The organism is Pseudomonas sp. GW460-12-10-14-TSB1, from assembly GCF_017349775.1.
GTDB lineage: Bacteria > Pseudomonadota > Gammaproteobacteria > Pseudomonadales > Pseudomonadaceae > Aquipseudomonas > Aquipseudomonas piscium.
Map to the genome: position 1 here is coordinate 42838 of NZ_JACNAC010000028.1, position 23161 is coordinate 65998.

The 23161-nt window shown below is 60.3% G+C and carries 23 protein-coding genes, 1 tRNA gene and 1 pseudogene; 11 read left to right on the top strand and 14 right to left on the bottom strand.

Annotated features, from left to right (window positions below):
- Positions 1-22: 22 nt before the first annotated feature.
- On the bottom strand, positions 23-1891 hold the full coding sequence (locus J4D52_RS17315) for a bifunctional diguanylate cyclase/phosphodiesterase (RefSeq protein WP_025804667.1): 1869 nt from the start codon (positions 1889-1891) through the stop codon (positions 23-25).
- Positions 1888-4164: an EAL domain-containing protein gene (locus J4D52_RS17320; protein WP_025804666.1), complete on the bottom strand. Its 2277-nt coding sequence runs from the start codon at positions 4162-4164 to the stop codon at positions 1888-1890. Before J4D52_RS17320 ends, J4D52_RS17315 begins: the two co-directional genes overlap by 4 nt.
- Positions 4165-4378: 214 nt before the next feature.
- Between J4D52_RS17320 and J4D52_RS17325 the strand changes: the two genes are divergently transcribed.
- Positions 4379-5737 (top strand): HD domain-containing phosphohydrolase, encoded by a 1359-nt coding sequence (locus J4D52_RS17325; RefSeq protein ID WP_063431963.1) that lies wholly within the window; start codon positions 4379-4381, stop codon positions 5735-5737.
- Between the two features lie 11 nt (positions 5738-5748).
- On the opposite strand, the gene J4D52_RS17330 is transcribed toward J4D52_RS17325, so the two are convergent.
- Positions 5749-6462 carry a murein L,D-transpeptidase catalytic domain family protein gene (locus J4D52_RS17330; RefSeq protein WP_025804663.1) on the bottom strand — a complete coding sequence of 238 codons (714 nt, stop codon included), beginning with the start codon at positions 6460-6462 and terminating at the stop codon, positions 5749-5751.
- Positions 6463-6603: 141 nt separating this feature from the next.
- Between J4D52_RS17330 and J4D52_RS17335 the strand changes: the two genes are divergently transcribed.
- The 6 genes from J4D52_RS17335 (at position 6604) to J4D52_RS17360 (ending at position 10270) form a co-directional block, all read left to right on the top strand.
- Positions 6604-8175, top strand: coding sequence for a murein L,D-transpeptidase (locus J4D52_RS17335; protein WP_063431961.1), 1572 nt, complete (start codon positions 6604-6606; stop codon positions 8173-8175).
- 107 nt (positions 8176-8282) lie between these two features.
- A complete protein-coding gene (locus tag J4D52_RS17340) occupies positions 8283-8555 on the top strand; it encodes a hypothetical protein (protein ID WP_102677758.1) in 273 nt (90 codons plus the stop codon).
- A 141-nt stretch (positions 8556-8696) separates the two neighbouring features.
- Positions 8697-9050, top strand: a complete 354-nt coding sequence (locus J4D52_RS17345; RefSeq protein WP_207272143.1) for a hypothetical protein — start codon at positions 8697-8699, stop codon at positions 9048-9050.
- A 158-nt stretch (positions 9051-9208) separates the two neighbouring features.
- Positions 9209-9445: a hypothetical protein gene (locus J4D52_RS17350; RefSeq protein WP_025804658.1), complete on the top strand. Its 237-nt coding sequence runs from the start codon at positions 9209-9211 to the stop codon at positions 9443-9445.
- 86 nt (positions 9446-9531) lie between these two features.
- Positions 9532-9948: a VOC family protein gene (locus J4D52_RS17355; RefSeq protein WP_063431955.1), complete on the top strand. Its 417-nt coding sequence runs from the start codon at positions 9532-9534 to the stop codon at positions 9946-9948.
- A gap of 130 nt (positions 9949-10078) precedes the next feature.
- Entirely contained in the window at positions 10079-10270 is a 192-nt protein-coding gene (locus J4D52_RS17360) for a hypothetical protein (protein ID WP_025804655.1), read from the top strand.
- 543 nt (positions 10271-10813) lie between these two features.
- Here the strand turns inward: J4D52_RS17360 and J4D52_RS17365 are convergent.
- The gene (locus J4D52_RS17365) at positions 10814-11350 is read right to left on the bottom strand and encodes an AidA/PixA family protein (RefSeq protein WP_025804654.1); all 537 of its coding nucleotides are present in this window, start codon (positions 11348-11350) and stop codon (positions 10814-10816) included.
- 489 nt (positions 11351-11839) lie between these two features.
- Between J4D52_RS17365 and J4D52_RS30550 the strand changes: the two are divergent.
- Positions 11840-12321: pseudogene (locus J4D52_RS30550) on the top strand (lysis protein).
- Positions 12322-12409: 88 nt separating this feature from the next.
- Here the strand turns inward: J4D52_RS30550 and J4D52_RS17370 are convergent.
- From J4D52_RS17370 to J4D52_RS17380, 3 genes are all read right to left on the bottom strand, one after another.
- Positions 12410-13060, bottom strand: coding sequence for an EndoU domain-containing protein (locus J4D52_RS17370; protein WP_158246978.1), 651 nt, complete (start codon positions 13058-13060; stop codon positions 12410-12412).
- Positions 13061-13298: 238 nt separating this feature from the next.
- On the bottom strand, positions 13299-13517 hold the full coding sequence (locus J4D52_RS30770) for an SOS response-associated peptidase family protein (RefSeq protein ID WP_371860331.1): 219 nt from the start codon (positions 13515-13517) through the stop codon (positions 13299-13301).
- A gap of 185 nt (positions 13518-13702) precedes the next feature.
- Positions 13703-13790: transfer RNA gene (locus tag J4D52_RS17380), tRNA-Ser, on the bottom strand.
- 123 nt (positions 13791-13913) lie between these two features.
- Here J4D52_RS17380 and J4D52_RS17385 point away from each other — a divergent pair.
- Positions 13914-14585 carry a Bax inhibitor-1/YccA family protein gene (locus J4D52_RS17385; RefSeq protein WP_007929309.1) on the top strand — a complete coding sequence of 224 codons (672 nt, stop codon included), beginning with the start codon at positions 13914-13916 and terminating at the stop codon, positions 14583-14585.
- 125 nt (positions 14586-14710) lie between these two features.
- Here J4D52_RS17385 and J4D52_RS17390 read toward each other — a convergent pair whose 3' ends face one another.
- Both J4D52_RS17390 and J4D52_RS17395 read right to left on the bottom strand, forming a co-directional pair.
- Positions 14711-15037, bottom strand: a complete 327-nt coding sequence (locus J4D52_RS17390) for a YceK/YidQ family lipoprotein (protein WP_063431951.1) — start codon at positions 15035-15037, stop codon at positions 14711-14713.
- 51 nt (positions 15038-15088) lie between these two features.
- Positions 15089-15526 (bottom strand): Lrp/AsnC family transcriptional regulator, encoded by a 438-nt coding sequence (locus J4D52_RS17395; RefSeq protein WP_023964513.1) that lies wholly within the window; start codon positions 15524-15526, stop codon positions 15089-15091.
- A 132-nt stretch (positions 15527-15658) separates the two neighbouring features.
- Here J4D52_RS17395 and J4D52_RS17400 point away from each other — a divergent pair, with 132 nt between their 5' ends.
- Positions 15659-16555, top strand: a complete 897-nt coding sequence (locus J4D52_RS17400) for a DMT family transporter (RefSeq protein ID WP_063431949.1) — start codon at positions 15659-15661, stop codon at positions 16553-16555.
- Between the two features lie 84 nt (positions 16556-16639).
- Positions 16640-17593 (top strand): Dyp-type peroxidase, encoded by a 954-nt coding sequence (locus tag J4D52_RS17405; RefSeq protein ID WP_063431946.1) that lies wholly within the window; start codon positions 16640-16642, stop codon positions 17591-17593.
- A gap of 127 nt (positions 17594-17720) precedes the next feature.
- On the opposite strand, the gene J4D52_RS17410 is transcribed toward J4D52_RS17405, so the two are convergent.
- From J4D52_RS17410 to J4D52_RS17430, 5 genes are all read right to left on the bottom strand, one after another.
- Entirely contained in the window at positions 17721-17882 is a 162-nt protein-coding gene (locus J4D52_RS17410) for a DUF2474 domain-containing protein (protein ID WP_081251669.1), read from the bottom strand.
- On the bottom strand, positions 17869-18024 hold the full coding sequence (locus J4D52_RS17415) for a hypothetical protein (protein ID WP_164485781.1): 156 nt from the start codon (positions 18022-18024) through the stop codon (positions 17869-17871). The genes J4D52_RS17410 and J4D52_RS17415 overlap by 14 nt, the downstream gene beginning before the upstream one ends.
- Positions 18011-19027 (bottom strand): cytochrome d ubiquinol oxidase subunit II, encoded by a 1017-nt coding sequence (cydB, locus tag J4D52_RS17420; protein WP_063431945.1) that lies wholly within the window; start codon positions 19025-19027, stop codon positions 18011-18013. Before cydB ends, J4D52_RS17415 begins: the two co-directional genes overlap by 14 nt.
- 15 nt (positions 19028-19042) lie before the next feature.
- Complete coding sequence (locus J4D52_RS17425) at positions 19043-20464, bottom strand: cytochrome ubiquinol oxidase subunit I (RefSeq protein ID WP_102678076.1); 1422 nt, start codon at positions 20462-20464, stop codon at positions 19043-19045.
- 128 nt (positions 20465-20592) lie between these two features.
- A complete protein-coding gene (locus J4D52_RS17430; RefSeq protein ID WP_102678077.1) occupies positions 20593-22917 on the bottom strand; it encodes an FdhF/YdeP family oxidoreductase in 2325 nt (774 codons plus the stop codon).
- Between the last annotated feature and the right edge of the window lie 244 nt (positions 22918-23161).

Sequence of the window (23161 nt, forward strand, 5' to 3'; positions counted from 1 at the left end):
GGTATCCTTACCAGGCACAGCTTTATGGATGAGGCAGGTGAGGTCGCTGGGAGTCGGCCAGGAAGCGGGCGAATACCTCGGGTTCCACGGCTTTGCTGAAGTAGAAGCCCTGGCCTTCCTCGCAGTGGTGGCGCTTGAGAAAGTCCAGTTGCTCGGCGGTCTCTATACCTTCGGCGATGATGCTCAGGTTCAGGCTTTTACCCAGGTCGATGATGCTGCTGACCAGTTTTGCGTCGTTGCTGTCGGTACCCAGGTCACGCACGAACGACTGGTCGATCTTCAACACGTCGACCGGGAATTTCTGCAGGTAACTCAAGCTCGAGTAGCCGGTGCCAAAGTCGTCGATGGCCAGACGCACGCCCAGCTGCTTGATGGCGCGGAGCGTAGCGATGGTGGCGTCGACGTTCTGCATCAGCACGCTTTCGGTGATTTCCAGCTCCAGCAAGGTCGGGTCGAGCCCGGTCTCGGCCAGTGTGCGGGTAAGGCGCTCGACGTAGTCGTGCTGACGGAAATCGATGGCTGACACATTCACCGACATGCAGATGGGCGGCAGGCCCTGCGCCTGCCAGGCCTGCGATTGCAGGCAGGCACGGCGCAATACCCATTGGCTGAGAGCGACGATCAGCCCGCTGTCTTCGGCCACCGGGATGAAGTCCGAGGGGAACACCCAGCCATGGCCGGGCCGGTTCCAGCGCACCAACGCTTCGGCACCGACCACCGTGCCCCGGGCCAGGTCCAGCTTGGGCTGGTAGTGCAGGACGAACTCCTCACGCTGCAACGCCAGGCGCAGGCCGGTTTCCAGGGTCTGTTGCTGGCGCGCGCGCAGGTTCATGTCTTCGATGAAAAAGCTGAAGTTGTTGGGGCCGCTGTCCTTGACGTTGCGCATGGCGGTCTCGGCGTTCTTGATCAGCGTTACCGCATCGGCGCCGTCGTAGGGGTAGATGCTGATGCCCAGGCTGGCGGTGACTGTCAGGTCGTGGCCCGCCACGGAATGAGGGGTGTTGATGGCGGCCAGGAGTTTTTCGGCCACCCCTCGGGTCTGCTGCGGGTGCAGGATGTCGCCGATAATCACCACGAACTCGTCCGAACCGTAGCGAAATACCGAGTCGGTTTCGCGCAACGTGATCGCTAGGCTGCGGGCGACGAGCTTGAGCATCTCGTCTCCCGCCGGGTGTCCGAGTGCGTTGTTGATGCGTTTGAATCGGTCCAGGCCGATGAACATCACCGCCAACTGGCGATCATGGCGGCGGGACTGGGACAGATGCTGGGTCAGGCGATCACCCAGCAAGGTACTGTTGGGCAGCCCCGTGAGCACATCGTAATGCAGCAGGTGCGACACGCTCAGCAGTTCCTGGACCCGTTCCTCGATGGTCTGTTCCAGGTTGCGCATCTTGCTCGCCGCGTCCTGCGCCAGCTGCCATTTCCAGGTCAGGGCACTGGCCATCTGGCGGATCTCGAGGCTGTCGAACGGCTTTTTCAGGATCAGCAACTGGTCGCCGAATTCGATGCGTTCGGCCATGGCCTCCCATGAGTAATCGGAGAACGCGGTGCATAAGGCGATCTGCAACTGCGGGTCGGTTTTCCACAGGTGCTCGATGGTCTGCAGGCCATCCCAGCCCGGTGGCATGCGCATGTCGATAAAGGCCAGGGCATAGGGCCGGCCTTCGGCCTGGGCGCGTTTGACCAGTTCCACGGCTTCCTCGCCCTGATAGGCCGAGTCCAGCTCGAAGTGCTGGTGGGGTTTGCGGCTGGCGCCGAGCAGCAAGGCTTCGGTGTTGCCCAGAAGCCCTTCGTCTTCGGGGCTGAGAATCTTGCGAAAGTCCTGATGGATCGCCGGTGTATCGTCGATGATCAGGATCCGCCGATTGGGCACCACGGATAAAGGGTTCACCTGAAATTCTCCGACGTCGGATCCGCCGACCAGGCGCTGCCGTCCACCGCGGCAGACCTGGCCTTGAGCAGTTCGCCAGCCTGGTCGCTGTCGACTGCCATGCCGGGCGAGTGCCCCAGTGGCGTGCCGTTGGATATCAGGGTGGTGCGCTGCTCCTGGGTTTCCACCCCTTCAGCGGTGACCCCGATGCCCACCTCGCGGGCGAAGTTGAGGATGGCCCGCAGCGTCATGGCGTTGTCCGGGTCGCTGCTGGCGCTGTCGAGAAAGCGCTGGGCCAGCTTGAGGTGATTGACCCTGTAGGTCTTGAGGTAGTCGAACGAGGAATACTCGGTGCCGAAATCGTCGATGGCGATCTTCACGCCCAGCTCGCACAGCCTGGGCAGGATGTCGTTGTGGGTCCATTTGGTCTGGGCCAGGGTGCCCTCGGTCACGTCGAATCTCAGGTCCCACGGGCACAGGTCCCAGCGCGCGGTGGTGCGCAACACGTCGTAGATCAGTTCCGGGCCGGTCTTGAGCTGGACCAGGGACAAATGGATCGCGATCAACGGCGGCGCCACGTTCTGGTCACGCCAGGCGCGCATCTGCCGGCAGGCCTGGTCCAGCAGCCAATGACCGAGGGCGATGACAATGCCGGTCTTCTCGGCCGCGGGCATGAAATCCTCGGCCTCGAGCCAGCCGCGTTGGGGGTGGAGCCAACGGACCTGGGCCGCCATGCCGAGGATCCTGCCGGTACCGAGATCGACCTCCGGCAGGTAATGCAGGTGCAGTTCGTCGCGTTCCAGGGCCAGCTTCAGGTCGTTGGCCAGGGTCACCCGCTCCGTGACTTCCCGGTTGATTTCCTCACTGTGGAAATGGAACTGGTTGCGGCCCTGGTCCTTGGAGCGATACAGCGCCATGTCCGACTGCGCCATCAGGCTATCGGCACTCAGGGTTTGCGGGCTGTAGAGGCTGATGCCGATGCTCACCGAAATGCGCACCTCGTTGCCTTCCAGGGAGTAGGGGAGCACCAGGGTGTCGCGGATTTTCGTCGCCAGCGCGGCGCAGTGCGTGGCCTCGTCGACGTCCAGTTGCAGGATCGCGAACTCGTCGCCGCCCAGGCGCGCCACCACGTCGTTTTCCCGGGTGCAGGCTTTGATGCGCCGGGCCACTTCCTGCAACAGCAAGTCACCGATGGGGTGGCCGAGGGTGTCGTTGATGCGCTTGAAGTGGTCCAGGTCCAGGTAAAACATCGCGAAGGGCGCGGCTCCCCGCCTGGCTGCGGCGAATGCCTGGTGCAGGCGCTCGATCAGGGTCGCGCGGTTGGCCAGCCCGGTCAGGCTGTCGGTGCGGGCCATCAGGGCCATTTTTTCTTCGGCCAGCTTGCGCTCGGTGATGTCGAGGATGATCCCTTCCACTTCGACCAGTTGGCCCTGGTCGTTGCGCACCGGGATATAGCGGTTTTCCACCCAGCGAAAGGCGCCGTCGCCGGTGCGCATGCGGAACTCGATGGACGCCCCCGCCACATCCCGGTCGAGGATCCGCAGCATGGCGCTCCTGACCTTGGCCTGGTCCTCGGGGTGGATCAGGGTCTGGGCCCAGTCGGCCGAGGCCACCAGTTGCGCCGCCACATGGCCGAACTTGGTGATGTTGTGGGAAATGTACATCAGCGTGAACGAAGGCTCGCCGCGCAGGCGATAGAGGATGGTGGGGCTGTTCTGCACGATGATGTTGGCGTCGGCCAGCTCGCGGGTGCGTTCCTCGACCGCCTGTTCCAACTGATCCATTTTCAACGCGGCGTCTTCGGTCATCTGCCACTTGACGGTCAGGGCGCTGGCCATCTGGCGGATCTCGATGGCGTCGAAGGGTTTTTTCAGGATCAGCAGGCGATCGCCCAGTTGCAGGCGTTCGGCGATGTCTTCCCAAGAGTAGTCGGAGTAGGCGGTGCACAGGGCGATTTGCAGCTTGGGGTCGACCTGCCACAGCCGCTCTATGGTTTCCAGGCCGTCCCAGCCGGGTGGCATGCGCATGTCGATAAATGCCATGGCATAAGGCGCATCGTGGTCCAGCGCCGCTTGCACCTTGTCCAGCGCTTCGCGGCCCTGGAACGCCGAGTCGAGGAAGAAATGCTCCAGGGAGGTACTGACGGGCGTGCCGAACAGGGCGGCCTCGGCGTCGCTGAGGCTGTCCCCGGGGGCATCCGTGTAGGCGAGGATCTTGCGAAAATCCTCGTGGATCGACGCCGTGTCGTCGACGATCAGAATTCGCCGGTTGGTCCGGTCTGCCGGCGCCATCATCGCCGTGCTCCAGCCCGGCGCGGGCACCTTGTATATAAGCTCATCGGGCTTCCCTTCCTGCGTCCTGAACATGCAATCCATTTTCGCCTTGAGCATAGTCAGGCTCCCCCGTATGCGCTAATCGGCCGGCGTCAAATTCATAGCGAAAGGCTACAAGTCATCTAGCCTGTCCCAGGAGGCAGGTCTGATCGATGTAAAAAGGGAGCGGGGAGACATGGAAGAACCTACACCGGGCGGAGCCCAGAGCAGACCGACGGTATTGCTGGTGGACGATGAAGAATCGATTCTCAATAGCCTTCGCCGGCTGTTGCGCAGCCAGCCTTACGACATCCTGCTGGCCGACAGCGGCGCCAAGGCTCTGGAAATCCTCGAACAGCGGCCGGTCGACGTGGTCATGAGCGATGCGCGCATGCCGAACATGGACGGCGCCACCTTGCTGGCCCATATCCATCAGCGTTATCCATCGACGCTACGCATTCTGCTCACCGGCTATGCCGACATGACCTTGATCGCCAAGGCCATCAACCAAGGGCAGATCCATCGTTACATCAGCAAGCCCTGGAACGACGAGGACATGCTGGTGACGCTGCGCCAGGCCCTGGCCTATCGGCATTCGGAGAGCGAGCGCCAGCGCCTGGAGAAACTGACCCGGCAGCAGAACAAACAACTGAAGACGCTCAACGCAACCCTGGAAAAACATGTGGCGGCGCGTACCGCCGAGCTGCAACAGACCGCTGACATGCTCGATCTGGCGTATGAAGAGCTCAAGCGCAGCTACGTGACTGGCACCGAGGTGTTTTCGCTGTTGGCGAACCTGCGCTTGCCCAAGGCCAAGCAGAGCAACCGGCAGATCATTGAACTGATTCGTGTCTACTGCATCACCCATGGCCTGGGGGAAGCCGACAGCCGTGACATGACCATGGCCGCCGCGCTGTACAACATCGGCAAGCTGGGCTGGAGCGACAGTATGGTGATCACCCCAGCGGACCTGCTGGCCTCCACCGAGCTCGATCTGTACCGGGCCTACCCGAAACAGAGCGAGTCGTTGCTGATGACCCTGGACCCGACGAAGGACGCCGCGCGCATCATCCTGCATCACCAGGAGTGCTGGGACGGTAGCGGCTTTCCCGATCACCTCAAGGGCGAGGCCATTCCGCTGGGTTCGCGCTGGCTCAAGCTGGCGGTGGATTTCATCGAACTGCAGCGCGGCCTGATACTCGAACGGCAGATGAGCAGCGCTGAAGCGCTGCTGTTCATTCGCAAGTACGCCGGCAAAGTCTACGATCCCGGGCTGGTGGAGGACTTCGTCGGGGTCTGCGCGGTATTCCTCAGCGATGACACCCTGAACGACCCGAGGGTCAAGGTCCTGAGCACTCGAGACTTGGCTGCCGGCATGACCCTGGCGCGCAACCTGAATGCCGACAATGGCATGCTGCTGCTCAATGCCGGCAAGGTGCTGAGTGGTCCGCTGGTGGAAAAGCTCATCGCCTTCGAAGCGATGGAAGGGGCGGAATACAGCATCTTCGTCAAAGTACCCGAAGAGCCGAAAGCGGCGGCCTCAGCCGCCGGTTGAGGGTGTGTGGCCTAACCGCCGCTGGCGGCGACAATGCTGGCCACCTGGCGTGGCTGGCAGTTGAGGTAGGGCGAGGATTTCAGCCACCGCTGGTCGGGGTACCAGGAAAACATGAATTGGCCGTCCTTGAGGCGGTCGATCACCTGACGCGCCACCTGCGGGCGTACGGCTGGGCAACCCAGGCTGCGGCCGATGCGCCCTTGGCGCTGGCTCCACAGGGGGCTCACATAGTCGGCCGCGTGAATCACGATGTCCCGATCGCGGGCGAGGTCGTTGAAACCCGGCTCCAGGCCGTCCATGCGCAGCGAATAACCGTGGCTGCCTTCATAACTTTCCTGGGTGCGGAACAGGCCAAGGCTGGACTGGAAACTGCCCATGCGATTGGAAAACTGGGTGGCGAAGTTTTCCCCGGATTTCTGCCCATGGGCGACCAGGTCGCGCAGCACCAGGGTTCTTTTATTCAGGTCGAAGATCCACAGGCGGCGGGCGGTGGAAGGCTGCGAATAGTCGATGACCGCCAGGTGCCGGGCCTTTCTGGCGCCACTGTTGACTGCGCATTGCATGGCGCTCAGGGCACTTTTCAGCACTTGGGGATTGAGTTCTGGAGCGGCGTGGGCGAGGCTGTTGTAAAGCAGCGGAGTCGGGTTGTTGGCGGCGAGCGCGGGGCTGCAGATCGCGCCTAGGGTGGTTATTGCCAGACAGAGTCGGCGCAAGAAGGTCGGCATTCTAGAGTGTCCCCACAGTCACTTTGGCTCCTGACGTCCTGTCGCTCTCCTGGCAGTTCTGGTTACAGGTGGTTGGACGATTTTTCGCAGCCACTGCCGAGGTTGACCATCACAATGATGGCCATGATTGGAGTAAAGCAGTTGTTCAAAAAACACGCATGTTACTTGAGCCTTTTCCTGCTCGCTGCGCCGTTGGTCGCGACTGCTCAGGATGTACCGGTCGATCATGAAAACCCTGTGCAACTGGTATTCACTCGATTGTCCGCTGCCTGTCCGGGGTTGGCGGCGCACCTGGACGTTTCCACCCAGAGCCTGTTGCAGGCCTTTTACCAACAGCAGGGTGACCAGCCGCTCTGGTTATCCAGCACGCGTTTGGAGACGTTGCAGGCACAGTTGCAGCAACTGGCCGACGATGGCCTGGACCCGGCCGACTACCGTTCACCGGCCAGTGCGCTTGCGGGCGACGCGCTGTGCGCTGACCTGAGCCTCAGCCAGCATTACCTGCAAGCCCTGCATGACCTGCATTACGGCCGCCTGTCGCAGGCCCGTTTCGAACCGATGTGGCATGCCCATCCCCTGCAGCTGGATCGCCAGGCGCAGGTGCTCGCCATCGCCGGGCCCGGTCTGCAGGACATCCCGGCGGCCTTCGCGCTGGCACGGCCGAGCCTCGAGCAATATCAGAACCTGCGCCAGCTGTATGCCCAGCAGCGCCAACTGGCGCTACCCCATTGGCAGCCGCTTCCCAGCGGGCCGCTGCTGCGTCCGCAGATGCAGGACGCGCGGGTGCCGGAGTTGGCGCAACGGCTGCTCAAGGAGGGGTACCTGAGCACCCTCGCCAACGAGGGCGACACCCTTTACAGCAGCGACCTGGTGAGCGCGGTGAAAAGCTTCCAGCTCAGCCATTCGCTGCAAGCCGACGGGGTGATCGGCGCGGGGACCTTGAATGAACTGAACATCAGCCCACAGATGCGCCGCGAACAGCTGCGCATCAACCTCGAACGCTTTCGCTGGCTGGCGCAGGACATGGAACCCAACAGCCTGCTGGTCAACCTGGCCGCGGCGCAGTTGATCGTCTATCAGGGTGGGGTGCCGGTGTGGCAGACCCGGACCCAGGTGGGGCGTGCCGAGCGCCAGACGCCCTTGCTGAAATCCCAGGTCACGCGCCTGACCCTGAACCCGACCTGGACGGTGCCGCCGACCATTTTCCGCGAAGACAAGTTGCCGGAAATTCGCCGTGACCAGTCCTTCCTCAATCGGCAGAACCTGCAGGTGCTCGATAGCGAGGGGCATCCCCTGGCGGTGGAAGATATCGACTGGGACAACCCCGGCAATATCCTCCTGCGCCAGGACGCCGGGCCGAGAAACCCGCTGGGGCAGATGGCGATCCGGTTCCCCAACCCGTTCTCGGTGTACCTGCACGACACACCCAGCCAGGCGCTGTTCAACAAGGGTCCAAGGGCCTTCAGTTCGGGCTGCGTGCGGGTCGAGCATGCGTTGCAGCTGCGCGATCTGCTGGTGAGCCCGGCGGAGCGGGTGCGTACCGACGAGCTGCTGAGTACCGGGCTCACTCATGAGTTCAGGCTGTCGACGCCGGTACCTATCCTGCTCACGTATTGGACGGCGCAAGCCGACAGCCATGGCCAGCTGTCCTATGCCCCGGACATCTACGGACGGGACGCGGCCTTGGTGGTGGCGCTGGACAGCAAGCTTTGAGGGCCTGGCCATTGGCATGGGGCGCTGTGCCTTTGGTCAGGAATCGCTGAACATCCGTCGGCGCGCGACGATCTGAATAAGTAAGAGGGTCATAAAGGAGAACCGAAATGGTTCAGCGTCGCCGCCACCACATCTCGCAGCTGTCCCTTCGTATCGAAGGCCTGCGGGCCAATGTCCTGCAATTCAAGCAGGATGAGTTCCAGATCCAGGAAGCCCTGTGCGGCGCTTTGGCGACAGCGAGGGTGCGCGATCTGGAGGATGCCTTCGATGAGATCCGGGAATCGATCAATCACACCGAAGCCTTGTTGGAAGCCCTGGTCCAGGTTGCAGGTGGAGCGGGGGAGGAGGGCGCAGGAGCCTGCCAGGCCGCGGCCCGATAAAGGGGCTCGGCGCAGGATCGGACTCGCGGGGCCACCCGCAGGCACCGCTACGCGATTGATGAAAACCCGGCCATTGCGCCGGGTTTTTTATGGCGACGCGAATGGCTATCATCGCTCGGTGATTTTTCAGCGTAGGTTGCCATGGCCTTTTTCGAGTTATTCGATCAATTCATGAGAAGCATGCTGGCGGCCTGGCTCTTTGTCGGTATCTGCCAGCTGGCCCGGTTCGTCCTTTCGCAGGCCCCGTCCAGATTGTCCGGATGGATAACCCTCGCCGGGCTGGCCTTCCTGATGGTCTACCCCTGCGGTTGGGATTGGGCTTCCGACTTCATGGAAAACGCCTGGGTGGCGATGTGCAGGGGCTACCAGCATTCGGCTTCGCAACTGGCGCTGTTTCTGGCGGATGCGGCGGGCGCGGGGCTGCGCGGGCAGGTGGCCTACCTGATGTCCCGCTATGTCATGGCGGCCCCGGCGCCACTGAAACCTGCCGGCTGAAGCGCTGACAGATAGAAGATCGGCCTCGCCACTGTGCGGGGCTTTTTTGCCTTCGGAAAATCTGGCATATCGTCTCTAACCCTTGGTGGGGCCCCTTCGACTGGCGTGAATCAATGGGCTGTGCCTTACTCGAATTTCATTTACTGAGGGATGCGGCCATGACTGAGCGTCATTTGAACTACAGTGAAACGCTTTCAAATGGGTGCCAGATCAAAGTGCGATCAGAGATCCTCAGAGATGGCTCGCTCAAGATGTTCATCGGCATCTACAAGCCGGATGGCAGCGTTATTCTCGAAGACAATGACCTGGCCCCGGATGGCCTGGACATGGAAGACGCGTTCGAGTGGGGGATCGATAGGGCCAAGAAGATTGGCAACGGGCAGAAGGTTCAGTGACGGGTAATGCCGCGTGCTAAATAAGTCGGTAATGACAGAGAACCAGGGTAAATTGGCCGGCCGAGGAACTGAATGGATGCAAGAGCATGTTCAAGTTGAACGCCCTGGTGCCGGAACTGATCGTTTCGGACTTGCAGCAGAGTCTGTATTTCTACTGTGATGTGTTGGGTTTCAGGGTCGAGTACGACCGCCCCGAAGACCAGTTTGCCTTTCTCTCCTTTGGCAACAGCCAGGTCATGCTGGAGCAGGACTGGCATGACGATTCGCCCTGGCGTGTGGGCCCCCTGGAGCCTCCCTACGGCCGAGGCATGAACCTTTCCATCGAGTGTCTGGATGCACAGGCTCTGGTTTGCGCGCTTGAAAAGGCGGGCTGGCCGGTCAGGAGGCCTGTCGAAGAGCATTGGTACCGCAGCAACGATCGGCAGTTTGGCCAGAGGAATTTCCTGGTCCTGGACCCTGACGGATACCTGCTGCGTTTCGCAGAAGAGATCGGAATGAAGTAGCTACGAATCAGCGCCGTATGTTTGAGCGCCCCGGCCGGATACCCAAGCATTTGCCGACTATCCGTTATGGGGGGGGCCGATAGCGTTAAGGCGTAAAATGGCGGTGCTACCTCGTCAAAAGGAGCCGCATATGATCGCCGACCAAGTAAGCAAACAGGCGTCGGAACAAAGAGTCTGGGATCAATACTTCTGCGCTGCGTTGATTGCGGAAAGCAACCTGACGGCACCGATCGTAGGAGAGGCCACTCACGAAGACAGGCAGAACCTGTTGATCGCAAGAGCCAAAACTCTCGCCGACAAGATGATGGAATCCAGAAAATAACCAGAGCCCGGCCGTAGTGCCGGGCTCTTTGCATTTGGAGCCTGTTCCCACTCTCGCAGAAAGATGCTGTCAATCTTCATCGCTGAGAACTGGCAGGGAGGCTGGCAACGAAACGCGCGGTTTGAGCGTCGAGCGGCTCGGTGTTGGTGAGTACCGCATAACTGGCAGCCTCAGCCTTGCGCTTGAAGGGTGGCACACGCAGGCCCCGTGCTCTCCCGATGGCGGCGGTATGGCTTGGGAGCGAGCATGGCGACGACGGCACGGTGATCATCCGCAACCCTGTGCACTATGGAAAGCCCGTACCGACGACGGTGACCAAGGACCGCTCGCGCTGGTTGCGTGTCAAGCGTATGCAATGGACGTTTCTGCAAGCTGGTTTTCTGATGCGTATTGAGCACTTGGAGTTTCAGCGTTCAGAGTGGGCAACTTGGTACTGCAAGTATGGTGTATGTAAAAGATCGGTTTTTGTAAGGGATGAACAGTATCAGGACCCTCGCCCGATTAATGTTGGGCGAGGGTCTTGATACTTAATGGTCGTCCAGGTTAATCGATGTTGATTGTCGGATCCCACTCGCAGCACCCAATGACTTTGTTATGCCTGTCGACGATAACAAAAGACCATGTGTACATTACGGTGCCTCTGGCCTCCGCAGTAGCCTCCCATGCATTGGTAGTGATCATCTGCGGGATCGGTGGTCCGTCTGGATTGCTGGGGTTGAGCGATGACACGTTGTCATGGACTGGGTGTAGATTAGGCTGGCTAATGATGCCCTTAGGGTTAGAGGTAAGAATTTTGAAGCGATCGAGTATTACCGCATTGCCGAGGTTTTTTGAGATGTCTGTTGCGCGCCAGCGAATGACGTCACCAGCGTCTACCGGGAGATATAAGTTACCCGTTCCTTGATGTTGGAGTCCGCTGCTGAACTTGGCAATCATATGGATTGTGTTTTGGGCCAGTTCATAACCGAGCTTCGTCGGCTGATTGCGGTTAGTGCTGATGTCTGGGTGTCCTTTCTCGTTGTAATATTGAATGATGGTGTCTACGTCTACTACGGTTAGTACATCAACGATAATTCCCATTATGACTCTCCTTCGTCTGGGCTAGAGGGGGATGATCTCAATGAACAGTGAATTGATTCTTGTTAAGCGGTTTGCAAATTGACTATAGGTCCGGGAATTGGGGAGTCAAATAATTATCTTGAGTATTTGCGGGCAGTGGATGAGCGGTTGTTCAGTATGAAGTGAACAAGTGTTTTTTTGCTGCATTTAATGTTTTTTATAAATTCAAGGTTCAGTTCTAGTAAAAAAACATGGTTCAGACCAATGGTTGTTTTCAATGGTCTGCGTTGCTACGTCACCATTTTTTTAGGCGTCGACAAAGCTGATGTTCTGGATCCGATCAATGATCGCAGTGGGGCCTTTCTGTCTACCTGCGTGCTGACAAGTTCGGAGTGAGGATGCCGTGCGAGATGACGATCATCTGGCTTGACTGGTTGTGGAAGGTGGCCGTATTCAGTTACTTGGCGATTGCACGCATACGCTGGCTGGTTCAAGCCGTGGATCTGCCGGATTGGGAGGATTGGCGATGCTGACGCCATTACAGAAACTGGCCGGCCTCACTGGCGATATGGCAAGCAGTTGGTAGACCTGGCCCGGCACAGCACCAAGGCGATTTGACCGCAATCAGCAACGCAGCGAGTGCCCACCAGCAGGCCGAACAGAGCAAACGCATGGCCCAGGAGCAACAGTTGCAAGCCAACGACCAACCCCACTATCGAGCCTTGACCGATGCCCAACGTGATTAAAGTCGTCTGCGTGACTGTCTCGCTACCGCCGACCTGCGGCTGTCAGTCCTTATCGACGCCGCGGATTCAGCCAGTGGCTGTAAAGTGCCTGCCACCGCCGCCACCGGCGGCCAGGTTCATGCTGCCCCGCGAGCCCGACTTGACTCAGCGCATGCTCAACGAATTGTCGGCATCACCGACGACGGCGACCAAGGACTGATAGCCTTGGCCGCATGTCAAGCGCATATCAGAGAGGTTATGCACTGACCTAGATTTTATTACATGACCTGAATTGGAATTGTCACTCTTCCGGCAAATGGCGTGTCAGGCTGCAATTGTTGCTAGGGACAGATTTTTAGAGTGGGTATGCAGTTGTGATGGCTTTACCGTCGAAGAAAGTTTGTAGCGGAATCGGTTTGCCAGCAATCTGACAGTATGTTTTGTTTGCGGAAGTGGGTGAGGAGGGGCCGCACCTATTAGATGCATTGGTGTTGCATGTATACGGGGCTGGTATAGGGTTTGCTGTTGAATACATATTTTTGTAGGCGTATTCAATGCTCTTGAGCACTTGACTGGCTGAGCAGCTGTTTGGAAACATCGTCGACATTTGTTTGGTCGAGAAGTTTGATCCTGATTGAATTGTGAAATTACTCAAGGTGTATTTTTGAGTGCTGTAGGTATTGAATGTTAAGGGAGGGAGTAAGATTGGGGTTGGAGCCTGGAGTGGAGTTGCGGTTGTTGATAAGTTGGCTTTAATCGTACTGACAGAGACAGCAGATGCTGTCGAGTGAAAGCCTTTTGCGTCATAGGTGGCAGTATTTTTATTGTAGACTAATTCCCCGCAGAAAATATGTCCTTCATTTATTGGCGGATTTGTGGTGGGTAATGAGGCCGAGATACATGTGGCTGTTGCTAGCTCAGAGGTAGGTGAGGATGTGATATTGCTGCATGAGACCAATGTCAGTGCCGATGCAGAAAGAAGAAGTGCTTTGGGGATTGTGCTCATTTTTATCATCCTTGATAAAAAGTTTTAAATTGTTCTGTCTTCGGACATGCTGCTGTGTATTAAAAACCACTATGGCGATTTCACTGTAGAGTCTAGTGCATTACTTTCAAGTGCGAGGGCTTGGTATTTCATGTGGAGCTGACGAGCGGAGCTTCTGGTTGATGGCTGCTGTCACTGTTCGCGAGGGATTATCCGCTGTTTACCATGTCACTGCCGGCGGGATTGCTGATTGGCTTGATCAACGCTGCCCCTGGTTCCGTACATTCCCAACAGCTTTACTGACCGGGAACCACTCAAACACCTCTATCGGCTCACCTTGCTGAATCAGCATCTGCTCAGTGCGCTCCTTGGGCATCGCCAGGTTCAGCCATTCCCTGGCCAACTCCGGCGCGAACACAATAGGCCGCCGGTCGTGAGTATCCGCCATGCCTTCGGAGCTGTCAGCGGTGATGATCACAAAGCCGTCATGCTCACTGGGCGTATTGTCGCCAGGCGGGAGCTGGCCGATTGAGGCGCAAAAGGGCAGGTGCGCCATACTCGGATGAAAAAATCAGTGGTTGGAGTCGCGGGAGACCTGATCAAGAGTTAAGTCCGCCAGAAACGAAAAAGCCCCGAATAATCGGGGCTTTAGCGTGACGAATATGGCGGAGGCGATGGGATTCGAACTCATGGACCTGTTACAGTCGACGGTTTTCAAGACCGTTGCCTTAAACCACTCGGCCACACCTCCGTTTTTGTTGCGGGCGCCATAATACCTGAATGAAACACACTGTCAAACTCTGCGCATGGCTTGTTGCAGAGCGTCTGTTATGATCTTTGCCACTGAACGTTTCAAACCAACAGGAGTGTCGCCATGCGCGAACAGGATTACGCAGTTAATAACAGCGTGCAGGCCGAGCAGCTAGAAGTTAGCCGCGTCCTGCGCAACACCTACGGCCTACTCGCTCTCACTCTCGCCTTCAGCGGCGTGATGGCTTACGTGGCCCAGCAGATGCGGGTCGGTTATCCGAACATTTTCGTGGTGCTGATCGGTTTCTACGGTCTGTTCTTCCTCACCAACAAACTCCGTGATTCGGCCTGGGGCCTGGTGTCGGCGTTTGCCCTGACAGGTTTCATGGGCTTCCTGCTCGGCCCGATCCTCAACCGTTACCTGGGCATGCAGGGCGGCGCGGAAGTGGTCAGCTCGGCCTTTGCGATGACCGCCCTGGTGTTTGGTGGCCTGTCGGCCTACGTGCTGATCTCCCGCAAGGACATGAGCTTCCTCGGTGGTTTCATCACCGCCGGTTTCTTTGTCCTGCTGGGTGCAACGCTGGCTAGCCTGTTCTTCCAGATCAGTGGTCTGCAACTGGCGATCAGCGCGGGCTTCGTGCTGTTCTCCTCGGTATGCATCCTGTACCAGACCAGCGCCATCATCCATGGCGGCGAGCGTAACTACATCATGGCGACCATCAGCCTGTATGTATCGATCTACAACCTGTTCGTCAGCCTGTTGCAGCTGTTCGGCATCATGGGCCGCGACGACTGATCGCCAGCCTTGAAACAAAAAAAGCCCGCTTCGGCGGGCTTTTTGTTGTCTGCGATCCGGCCGTTCGGCCAGGGGCCGGCACGAATTGTGGCTGCACAGGCTGCGTTTGTTGCTGTAGGGGGGCGCTAGTCGGCAACGATCAGGCTGCCGTCGGTTTGTTGCTGATAGATGGTGTAGGGCAGCAGCAGGGTATCGAGCACGCCTGAGGCTGCGATGTCGATCAGCATGCCCCTGGTCGCGCTATCGCCGGTCTTGTCTGGGCGGTTTTCCTGATAGGGGGCGAAGACGCGGCACAGGTCATAGCTCACGCCGCTGTAGATACGCGGGACCGCTCCGCAATAGCTGTTCTCATTCTTGAGCGTCTGGCTGGCGGCCGCGTCGCTGCGAAACACCGTCTCGATGGTGCCGCAGCCCGTGAGCGTCAATGCCAGCAGCGCCAGAAGCGTTTTCATGCCGTCAATCCTTCGCCGGAAAAAAACTGAGTCTAGGCTGTTTTCGGCGCATTACGCCATCGGCGGCAATCGCCGTTTCACCGGGCTTTTCTTGACGATCGCGGTGTTGGTTTCCGCGCAGCTGTTGAGGTGGTCGAGCAGGCTGTCCAGTTGCTCCATGTCGCGCACATGCAGGCGGGCGATAAAGCAGTCCTCGCCCGTGACCTTGTCGCATTCGGTGAACTCGGGGATGGCCAGGATCTGTCGTTCGACTTCCTGGAGTTTCCCCGGCAGCGGCCGGATACGCACGATGGCCTGCAATTGATAGCCGAAGAACCTGGGGTCGACTTCGACGGTATAGGCCTTGAGTACGCCGCGTTCTTCCAGGCGTCGCAGGCGTTCGGCAACGCTGGGGGAGGACAGCCCGCTGATCTGCGCCAGGGCCTTGAGCGAACGGCGCGAGTCTTCCATCAGGGCGCTGATCAGCGCCTGGTCAATTTCGTCGATCATGCCAACCTCATTAGGTAAAACCTAGGAAATACCTTGATAAAAAAGGTGTAAGTCGATTTTAGCCTACCGTTGAGTCTTGAGCGGGGCAGGGGCCGATTGTCATACTTTTGGCACTTGTTGAGGAGAATGATCATGGACAAATTGTTACGCCGCGGCTCACTGGAAATGACCGCCGCCATGCTGATTTCCGGGACCATCGGCTGGTTCGTGCTGGTGTCCGGGCAGCCGGTGCTGGACGTGGTGTTCTGGCGCTGTGTGTTTGGCGCCGCGACCCTGCTGCTGATCTGCGCCGGCTTCGGTTTTCTGCGCCCCGGCATCCTGACGCGCACCACCTTTCTCCTCGCCGTGCTCAGCGGCGTCGCCATCGTCGGCAACTGGGTGCTGCTGTTCGCCTCCTATTCCCGGGCCTCGATCGCCATCGGCACCGCGGTCTACAACGTCCAGCCGTTCATGCTGGTGGGGCTGGCGGCGCTGTTCCTCGGCGAGAAAATCACCGCGCAGAAATTGTTCTGGCTGAGCATTTCCTTTGCCGGGATGCTGGCGATCGTCAGTGCCCATGGCGAACAAGGGGCAGGGGGCAATGACTATCTGCTGGGGATCGCCCTGGCGCTGGGGGCGGCCCTGCTGTATGCCTTCGCCGCGCTGCTGATCAAGCGCCTGACTGGCACGCCGCCGCACCTGATCGCGCTGATCCAGGTCTGCACCGGGGTGTTGCTGCTGACGCCCTGGGCCAACCTCTCCGCGCTGCCCACGGCGCCGGGTGCCTGGGCCAGCCTGCTGACCCTGGGCATCGTGCACACTGGGGTGATGTATGTACTGTTGTACGGCGCTATCCAGAAACTGCCGACCGCGCTGACTGGCGCGCTGTCGTTCATCTATCCGATCGCGGCGATCTTCGTCGACTGGTTCGCCTTCGGCCATCGCCTGGAGCTGCTGCAATGGATCGGCGTGATCGCCATCCTGCTGGCGGCGGCCGGCATGCAGCAAGGCTGGAGCCTGGGGCTGCGCCGCCGGGTGGCGGCGCAATGAGCGCCGCGGTCCACTCAGGCGCTGTGACTGGGCGATTGTTTGCTACTCTGCGGTTCTTCCATCCCGCTCCGCCGAGTACAGAACATGCCGATATCCGACGCCAGTCCTGAACCGCAATCCGTCTGCAACCCGATTACCAGCAGCGCGATTTTTATCGTCGCCACCCTGGCCCCTGGCAGTGACACCGCCGCCAAGGTGCGGGGCTGGTGCGAAGACGTGGCGGGCCTCACCCGTTCGGTCGGCAAGCGGGTGCCCGCGGGGAACCTGTCGTGTGTCTGTGGTTTTGCTTCGGCGGCCTGGGACCGGTTGTTTGGCGGTCCGCGCCCGGCTTCCCTGCACGGCTTTCGCGAGTTCGGCCCGCAAGAGCGTCGGGCCGTGGCGACCCCCGGCGACATCCTGCTGCACATTCGCGCGGACCAGATGGACCTGTGTTTCGAGCTGGCGACGCAACTGATCGCGGCGCTGGGCGATGCGATCACGGTGGTCGACGAGGTGCAGGGTTTCCGCTATTTCGATATGCGCAGCATCATAGGTTTTGTCGATGGCACGGAAAACCCGGTCGGGCGCAAGGCAATCGAGTTCACCCTGATCGGCGATGAAGATCCGGCCTTCAGCGGCGGCAGTTATGTGCTGGTGCAGAAGTACCTGCATAACATGAACGCCTGGAACGAGCTGTCGGTCGAGGCGCAGGAACGGGTGATCGGGCGCAAGAAGCTGTCCGATATCGAACTCGACGATGCAGTCAAGCCAACCTCTTCCCACAGTGCCTTGACCACCATCACCAAGGACGGCGAAGAGGTGAAGATCCTGCGCGACAACATGCCGTTCGGCCGGCCGGGGGCGGGGGAGTTCGGCACCTATTTCATCGGCTACGCCCGCTCGCCGGAACCCATCGAGCAAATGCTGGAAAACATGTTTGTCGGCCGGCCGGCGGGCAACTATGACCGCTTGCTGGATTTCAGCACGGCGGTGACCGGCGGCCTGTTCTTCGTGCCTTCGGCCGATCTGCTGGAAGCCTTGGCCGAACGCCAGCCCTGACCCGGATACAAAGAGCCCGCGGGGTGAGGGCCTCGCGGGCTCGTTGTATCTGGCTGATTGAAACCACAAACCGGGAAAGGCGCCGGCGCCCCAAAAAGCGCCGGACCTTCACCGGTGCGGCCAGCAATCAGTGACTGCTCATCCCGGCCATCTGCATCATCAGCCGCAGCAGACTGGCCACTGCACCCAAGGCCAGCACACTGCCAAACCAGATGCCCACCAGCCACGCCAGCCGCCGATACCAGGGGGCAGCCGGACCTTCAGTGCTCGATACCTCAGAGCCTTCCATAAGCCAACTCCATCATCAGTGCGGTGGCGGCGGCCAGCATGAGCAGCCCGCCGAGGAACAGCAGGCTCAGCTGCGCCACCTGCTGGTAGAAAGGCCTCAGCCTGGCAGGGGTGTGAAGGGTTTCGCTGTCAATGGTAACCATCGCCGATCCTCACTTTGCCGCGGAACACGTAGTAGCTCCAGCAGGTGTACATCAGGATGATCGGCAGGATGAACAGGGTGCCGATCAGGATGAACAGCTGGCTGGACGGGGGCGATGCGGCCTGCCACAGACTGATGGAAGGCGGCACGATATTCGGCCAGATGCTGAAGGCCAGGCCGATGTAGCCAAGGAATACCAGCGCCAGGGTGAACACGAACGGCCAGTGCGAGTGATGCTGGCGCAAGGTGCGCAGCAGCCCGAACAGCGCCAGCAGCGCGAGAACTACAAGAGCGCCGAAGACCAGGATATGCGCATGGGTGAACCAGCGGCTGGCGATCTCCGGATGCAGCACAGGCGTCCACACACAAAGCGCCGCGACCACCGCCATCAGCACGAACGCCAGCGGCCGGGTGTAGTGGCGCATCCGCGATTCGAGCATGCCTTCGGTCTTGACCAGCAGCCAGGTGCTGCCCAACAGCGCGTAGGCGACGATCAGGCCCAGGCCGCAGAACAGCGGGAACGGCGCCAGCCAGTCGAGGTTGCCGCCGGCGAACTGGCGATTGACCACCGGGATCCCGGCGATATAGCTGCCAATCACTATGCCCTGGCAGAAGGTCGCCAGCAGCGAGCCGCCGATGAACGCCATGTCCCAGATATGACGCTTTTCCGGGCTGGCCTTGAAGCGGAACTCAAAGGCCACGCCGCGGAAGATCAAGCCGGCCAGCATGAAAATCAGCGGCAGGTACAAGGCTTCGAGAATCACCGAATAGGCCAGCGGAAAGGCCCCGTACAGCGCCGCGCCGCCGAGGATCAGCCAGGTCTCGTTACCGTCCCAGACCGGCGCCACGGTGTTCATCATCACATCACGCTCCTGCGCATCCGGGATCAACGGGAAGAGGATCCCCAGTCCCAGGTCGAAGCCATCCATGATGACGTACATCATCACCCCGAAGGCGATGATCACGCCCCAGATCAACGACAGATCTATACCTTGAATGCCCATGGGCAAGCTCCTTGTTCAGTTGGCAGGGTTGCCGGACGCGAAGGTCTCGGAGACTGCGGACAACGGCCGGCGCGGCGTGCGGTCCTGGCCGGGGCCGCCTTGTGGCGGATGATCGTGATGGGGCTGCGGGCCCTTGCGGACCAGCTTCATCATGTAGGCGATGCCCACGGTGAACACCGAGAAGTAGATCAACACGAACAGCGCCAGGGAGATGCTCAGTTGGCTGACCGAGTGGTTCGACGCCGCGTCGGCGGTGCGCTGCAAGCCGTACACCACCCACGGCTGGCGGCCGACCTCGGTGGTGATCCAGCCGGCCAGCATGGCGATCAGCCCGGTCGGGCCCATGCACAGCACCAGGCGCAGGAACAGCCGGTTGCGGTACAGCGCGCCGTTGCGGCGCAGGGCCAGGCCGAGCAGGCCGGTGAGGATCATCAACATGCCCAGCCCGGCCATGATCCGGAAGCTGAAGAAGATGATGGTCGCGTTCGGCCGGTCCTCTTTCGGGAAGCTCTTGAGCGCCGGGATCTGCTTGTCCAGGCTGTGGGTCAGGATCAGGCTGCCCAAGTAAGGCACTTCGATTGCGTAACCGGTCTTCTCGGCGTCCATGTCGGGGATGCCGAACAGCACCAGCGGCGTCGGTTGGTTGCCGACGTTTTCCCAGTGGCCTTCGATGGCGGCGATTTTCGCCGGCTGATGTTCCAGGGTGTTCAGGCCATGGGCATCCCCGACCACCGCCTGGATCGGCGCGACGATCAAGGCCATCCACATCGCCATCGACAGCATCTTGCGCACTTGCGGCGTGTCGTTCTTGCGCAGCAGGTGCCAGGCCGCCGAAGAGCCGACAAAAAACGCGGTGGCGACGAACGCGGCGATCGCCATGTGCGCCAGGCGGAAGGGGAACGACGGGTTGAACACGATGGCCAACCAGTCCATCGGCACGATCCGCCCATCGACGATGGAGAAGCCCTGTGGCGTCTGCATCCAGCTGTTGGAGGCGAGGATCCAGAAGGTCGAGATCAGGGTGCCGATGGCCACCATGACCGTGGAGAAGAAGTGCAGCCCACGGCCAACCCGGTTCCAGCCGAACAGCATCACCCCGAGGAAACCGGCCTCGAGGAAAAACGCGGTCAGCACCTCATAGGTCAGCAGGGGCCCGGTAATGCTCCCGGCGAAGTCCGAGAAACGGCTCCAGTTGGTGCCGAACTCATAGGCCATGACCAGCCCGGAGACCACCCCCATGCCGAAGTTGACGGCAAAGATTTTCGACCAGAAGTGGTACAGGTCCTTGTAGACCGAATTATTGCTTTTCAGCCAGAGGCCTTCGAGCACGGCCAGGAAGCTGGCCAGCCCGATGGTGATGGCGGGAAAGATGATGTGGAACGAGACCGTGAACGCGAATTGGATTCGCGCCAGGTCGAGCGCTTCCAGGTTTGACATGACGATACCCTCAGAGTGGCTCGATACCTGTGCACAGCCCGGCCGACCGCGGTGAGCCTTGCGGCTCGCGGTCAACGGCAATGCAGGTTTCGAAAGGGCCGGGGCGACGCGCGCCGCCCCGGGCAGGTTCAATCGACGGAGGACTGGATCAGGTTGCTGGCCGGCGCCGGTTCAAGGCGGATCGCGATGAACTTCGAGGTCGGGGTGAAGGTGCGGTCGCCGTAGCTTTCCAGCGGCACCAGAGGGTTGGTTTCCGGGTAGTAGGCGGCGGCCTGGCCGGCTGGAATGTCGTAGGCGATCAGGGTGAAGCCGCTCACCCGGCGCTCGCGACCGTCGCCCCACAGCGAGATCATGTCGACCTTTTGCCCCGGCTCGTAGCCCAGCTTGCGAATGTCCTGCTCGTTGACGAACACCACGTCGCGCATGCCGTAGACCCCGCGATAACGATCGTCCAGGCCATACAGCGTGGTGTTGTACTGGTCGTGGGAACGCATGGTCTGCAGGATCAGCTGCGGCTTCACCTCCAGGTCGCGCACGCCTTTGCTCACCAGGTGTTCCGGCAATACGCCGGGGGTGAACTGGGCCTTGCCGGTGGCGGTTTTCCAGATGCGCTGGGCGGCGTCGTTACCCAGGTGGAAACCACCGGGGTGCAGCAGCTTTTTATTGAAGTCCTTGAAGCCGGGAATGGTGTCGGCGATCAGGTTGCGGATCCGGCTGTAGTCCTCGATCACCCAGAGCCAGTCGATGGGGTGGCTGCCCAGGGTGGCGTTGGCGATCCCGGCGATGATCGCCGGTTCCGAACGCATCAGCGGCGACTTGGGTTTCAACTGGCCATGGGAAATGTGCACCATGCTGAAGGTGTCTTCCACAGTGACGCCTTGCGGGCCCTGGGCTTGCAGGTCGATATCGGTGCGCCCCAGGCACGGCAAAATCAGCGCCTCGCGGCCGGTGACCAGATGGCTGCGGTTGAGCTTGGTGGCGATGTGCACGGTCAGCTCGCAGTTGCGCAGGGCCGCGTGGGTGCGCGGGCTGTCGGGGGTGGCCTGGGCGAAGTTGCCCCCCAGGCCGATGAACACCTTGGCGCGACCTTCTTCCATGGCGGCGATCGCCATCACCGTGTTGTGCCCGTGCTCGCGCGGCGCCTTGAAGGCAAAACGCGCTTCCAGGGCATCGAGCAACTCGGCGGGGGCCAGTTCGTTGATGCCCATGGTGCGGTCGCCCTGCACGTTGCTGTGGCCGCGCACCGGCGACAGCCCGGCGCCCGGACGGCCGATATTGCCGCGCAGCAATTGCACGTTGACCACTTCCTGCACGGTCAGCACCGAGTGGGTGTGCTGGGTCACGCCCATGGCCCAGCACATGATCACCCGCTTGGCCTTGCGGTACATGCGGGCGGCCAGTTCGATGTCCTCCAGGGACAGTCCGGACTGTTCGAGGATGTGCTCCCAGCTGGTGGCGTCGACTTCGGCCAGGTAGGCGTCCAGGCCCGAGGTGTGTTCGGCGATGAAGGCGCGGTCGAACACCGCTTCGCCGTTGTTCGCCAGGGCTTCGCGTTCCCATTGCCAGAGGAACTTGGCGATGCCGCGCATGGCCGCCATGTCGCCGCCCAGGGCCGGGCGGAAGTAGGCGGAGGAGGTGGGTTCCGAGCCGTTGGTGAGCATTTCCAGCGGATGCTGCGGGTGCTGGAAGCGTTCCAGGCCACGCTCTTTCAGCGGGTTGAAACAGATCACCTGGGCGCCACGCTTCACCGCTTCGCGCAGCGGTTCGAGCATCCGCGGGTGGTTGGTGCCAGGGTTCTGGCCGATGACAAAAATGGCGTCGGCTTCCTCCAGGTCATCGAAGGTCACCGTGCCTTTGCCCACGCCGACGCTGTCGTCCATACCCAGGCCGCTGGCCTCGTGGCACATGTTCGAGCAGTCGGGGAAGTTGTTGGTGCCGTAGGCGCGCACGAACAGCTGGTAGAGGTAGGCGGCCTCGTTGCTGGCCCGGCCCGAGGTGTAGAACTCGGCCTGGTCGGGCGACTCCAGAGCGTTCAGGTGCTTGGCGATCAGGGCGAAGGCATCGTCCCAGCTGGTTTCGACGTAACGATCCAGGCTGGCGTCGTAACGCATCGGGTGGGTCAGGCGGCCCTGGTATTCGAGCCAGTAGTCGCTTTGCGCCGCCAGCGCCGACACCGTGTATTTATTGAAGAAAGCCGGGTTGACCAGGCGCCCGGTGGCTTCCCAGTTGACCGCCTTGGCGCCGTTCTCGCAGAACTTGACCATGCCGTTTTCCGGCGATTCGCCCCAGGCGCAACCCGGGCAGTCGAAACCGCCGTTCTGGTTGGTCTTAAGCATGGTGCGAATATTCTTGAAGGCGTTTTCGCTGCCCAACCAGTTTTTGGTCACGGCAATCAGCGCGCCCCAACCGGCGGCTGCTCCCTTGTAGGGTTTGTAGCGTTCAACTTCGCTCATGGTTCTTCTCCAGGACATCGCACGTAGGCTGTGCCTATTGCCAGGTCATTGTTCATGACTGTTTTGTTGTGCGGTTAAATGCGCTTTTATTTGCAGCCAGTTATAAGGCATGCGCATTTATTCACTTCACGGGTGCCGCTCAAGTACTACGGGAACAAGCCTATGTTGGCCGTGAAGTACCTGTCTAATCGCTATTAATGACCAGATGATCGAGATCCTCTATCAAGGAAAAAAGCAAAATAAA

What these genes read in the sequence shown, in the direction of transcription:
- J4D52_RS17320 (WP_025804666.1), bottom strand. Translation starts at nt 4,164, where the DNA reads ATGATGGCGCCGGCAGACCGGACCAACCGGCGAATTCTGATCGTCGAC.
- J4D52_RS17325 (WP_063431963.1), top strand. Translation starts at nt 4,379, where the DNA reads ATGGAAGAACCTACACCGGGCGGAGCCCAGAGCAGACCGACGGTATTG.
- J4D52_RS17330 (WP_025804663.1), bottom strand. Translation starts at nt 6,462, where the DNA reads ATGCCGACCTTCTTGCGCCGACTCTGTCTGGCAATAACCACCCTAGGC.
- J4D52_RS17340 (WP_102677758.1), top strand. Translation starts at nt 8,283, where the DNA reads ATGGTTCAGCGTCGCCGCCACCACATCTCGCAGCTGTCCCTTCGTATC.
- J4D52_RS17345 (WP_207272143.1), top strand. Translation starts at nt 8,697, where the DNA reads ATGGCCTTTTTCGAGTTATTCGATCAATTCATGAGAAGCATGCTGGCG.
- J4D52_RS17350 (WP_025804658.1), top strand. Translation starts at nt 9,209, where the DNA reads ATGACTGAGCGTCATTTGAACTACAGTGAAACGCTTTCAAATGGGTGC.
- J4D52_RS17355 (WP_063431955.1), top strand. Translation starts at nt 9,532, where the DNA reads ATGTTCAAGTTGAACGCCCTGGTGCCGGAACTGATCGTTTCGGACTTG.
- J4D52_RS17360 (WP_025804655.1), top strand. Translation starts at nt 10,079, where the DNA reads ATGATCGCCGACCAAGTAAGCAAACAGGCGTCGGAACAAAGAGTCTGG.
- J4D52_RS17365 (WP_025804654.1), bottom strand. Translation starts at nt 11,350, where the DNA reads ATGGGAATTATCGTTGATGTACTAACCGTAGTAGACGTAGACACCATC.
- J4D52_RS17370 (WP_158246978.1), bottom strand. Translation starts at nt 13,060, where the DNA reads ATGAGCACAATCCCCAAAGCACTTCTTCTTTCTGCATCGGCACTGACA.
- J4D52_RS17385 (WP_007929309.1), top strand. Translation starts at nt 13,914, where the DNA reads ATGCGCGAACAGGATTACGCAGTTAATAACAGCGTGCAGGCCGAGCAG.
- J4D52_RS17390 (WP_063431951.1), bottom strand. Translation starts at nt 15,037, where the DNA reads ATGAAAACGCTTCTGGCGCTGCTGGCATTGACGCTCACGGGCTGCGGC.
- J4D52_RS17395 (WP_023964513.1), bottom strand. Translation starts at nt 15,526, where the DNA reads ATGATCGACGAAATTGACCAGGCGCTGATCAGCGCCCTGATGGAAGAC.
- J4D52_RS17400 (WP_063431949.1), top strand. Translation starts at nt 15,659, where the DNA reads ATGGACAAATTGTTACGCCGCGGCTCACTGGAAATGACCGCCGCCATG.
- J4D52_RS17405 (WP_063431946.1), top strand. Translation starts at nt 16,640, where the DNA reads ATGCCGATATCCGACGCCAGTCCTGAACCGCAATCCGTCTGCAACCCG.
- J4D52_RS17410 (WP_081251669.1), bottom strand. Translation starts at nt 17,882, where the DNA reads ATGGAAGGCTCTGAGGTATCGAGCACTGAAGGTCCGGCTGCCCCCTGG.
- J4D52_RS17415 (WP_164485781.1), bottom strand. Translation starts at nt 18,024, where the DNA reads ATGGTTACCATTGACAGCGAAACCCTTCACACCCCTGCCAGGCTGAGG.
- cydB (WP_063431945.1), bottom strand. Translation starts at nt 19,027, where the DNA reads ATGGGCATTCAAGGTATAGATCTGTCGTTGATCTGGGGCGTGATCATC.
- J4D52_RS17425 (WP_102678076.1), bottom strand. Translation starts at nt 20,464, where the DNA reads ATGTCAAACCTGGAAGCGCTCGACCTGGCGCGAATCCAATTCGCGTTC.
- J4D52_RS17430 (WP_102678077.1), bottom strand. Translation starts at nt 22,917, where the DNA reads ATGAGCGAAGTTGAACGCTACAAACCCTACAAGGGAGCAGCCGCCGGT.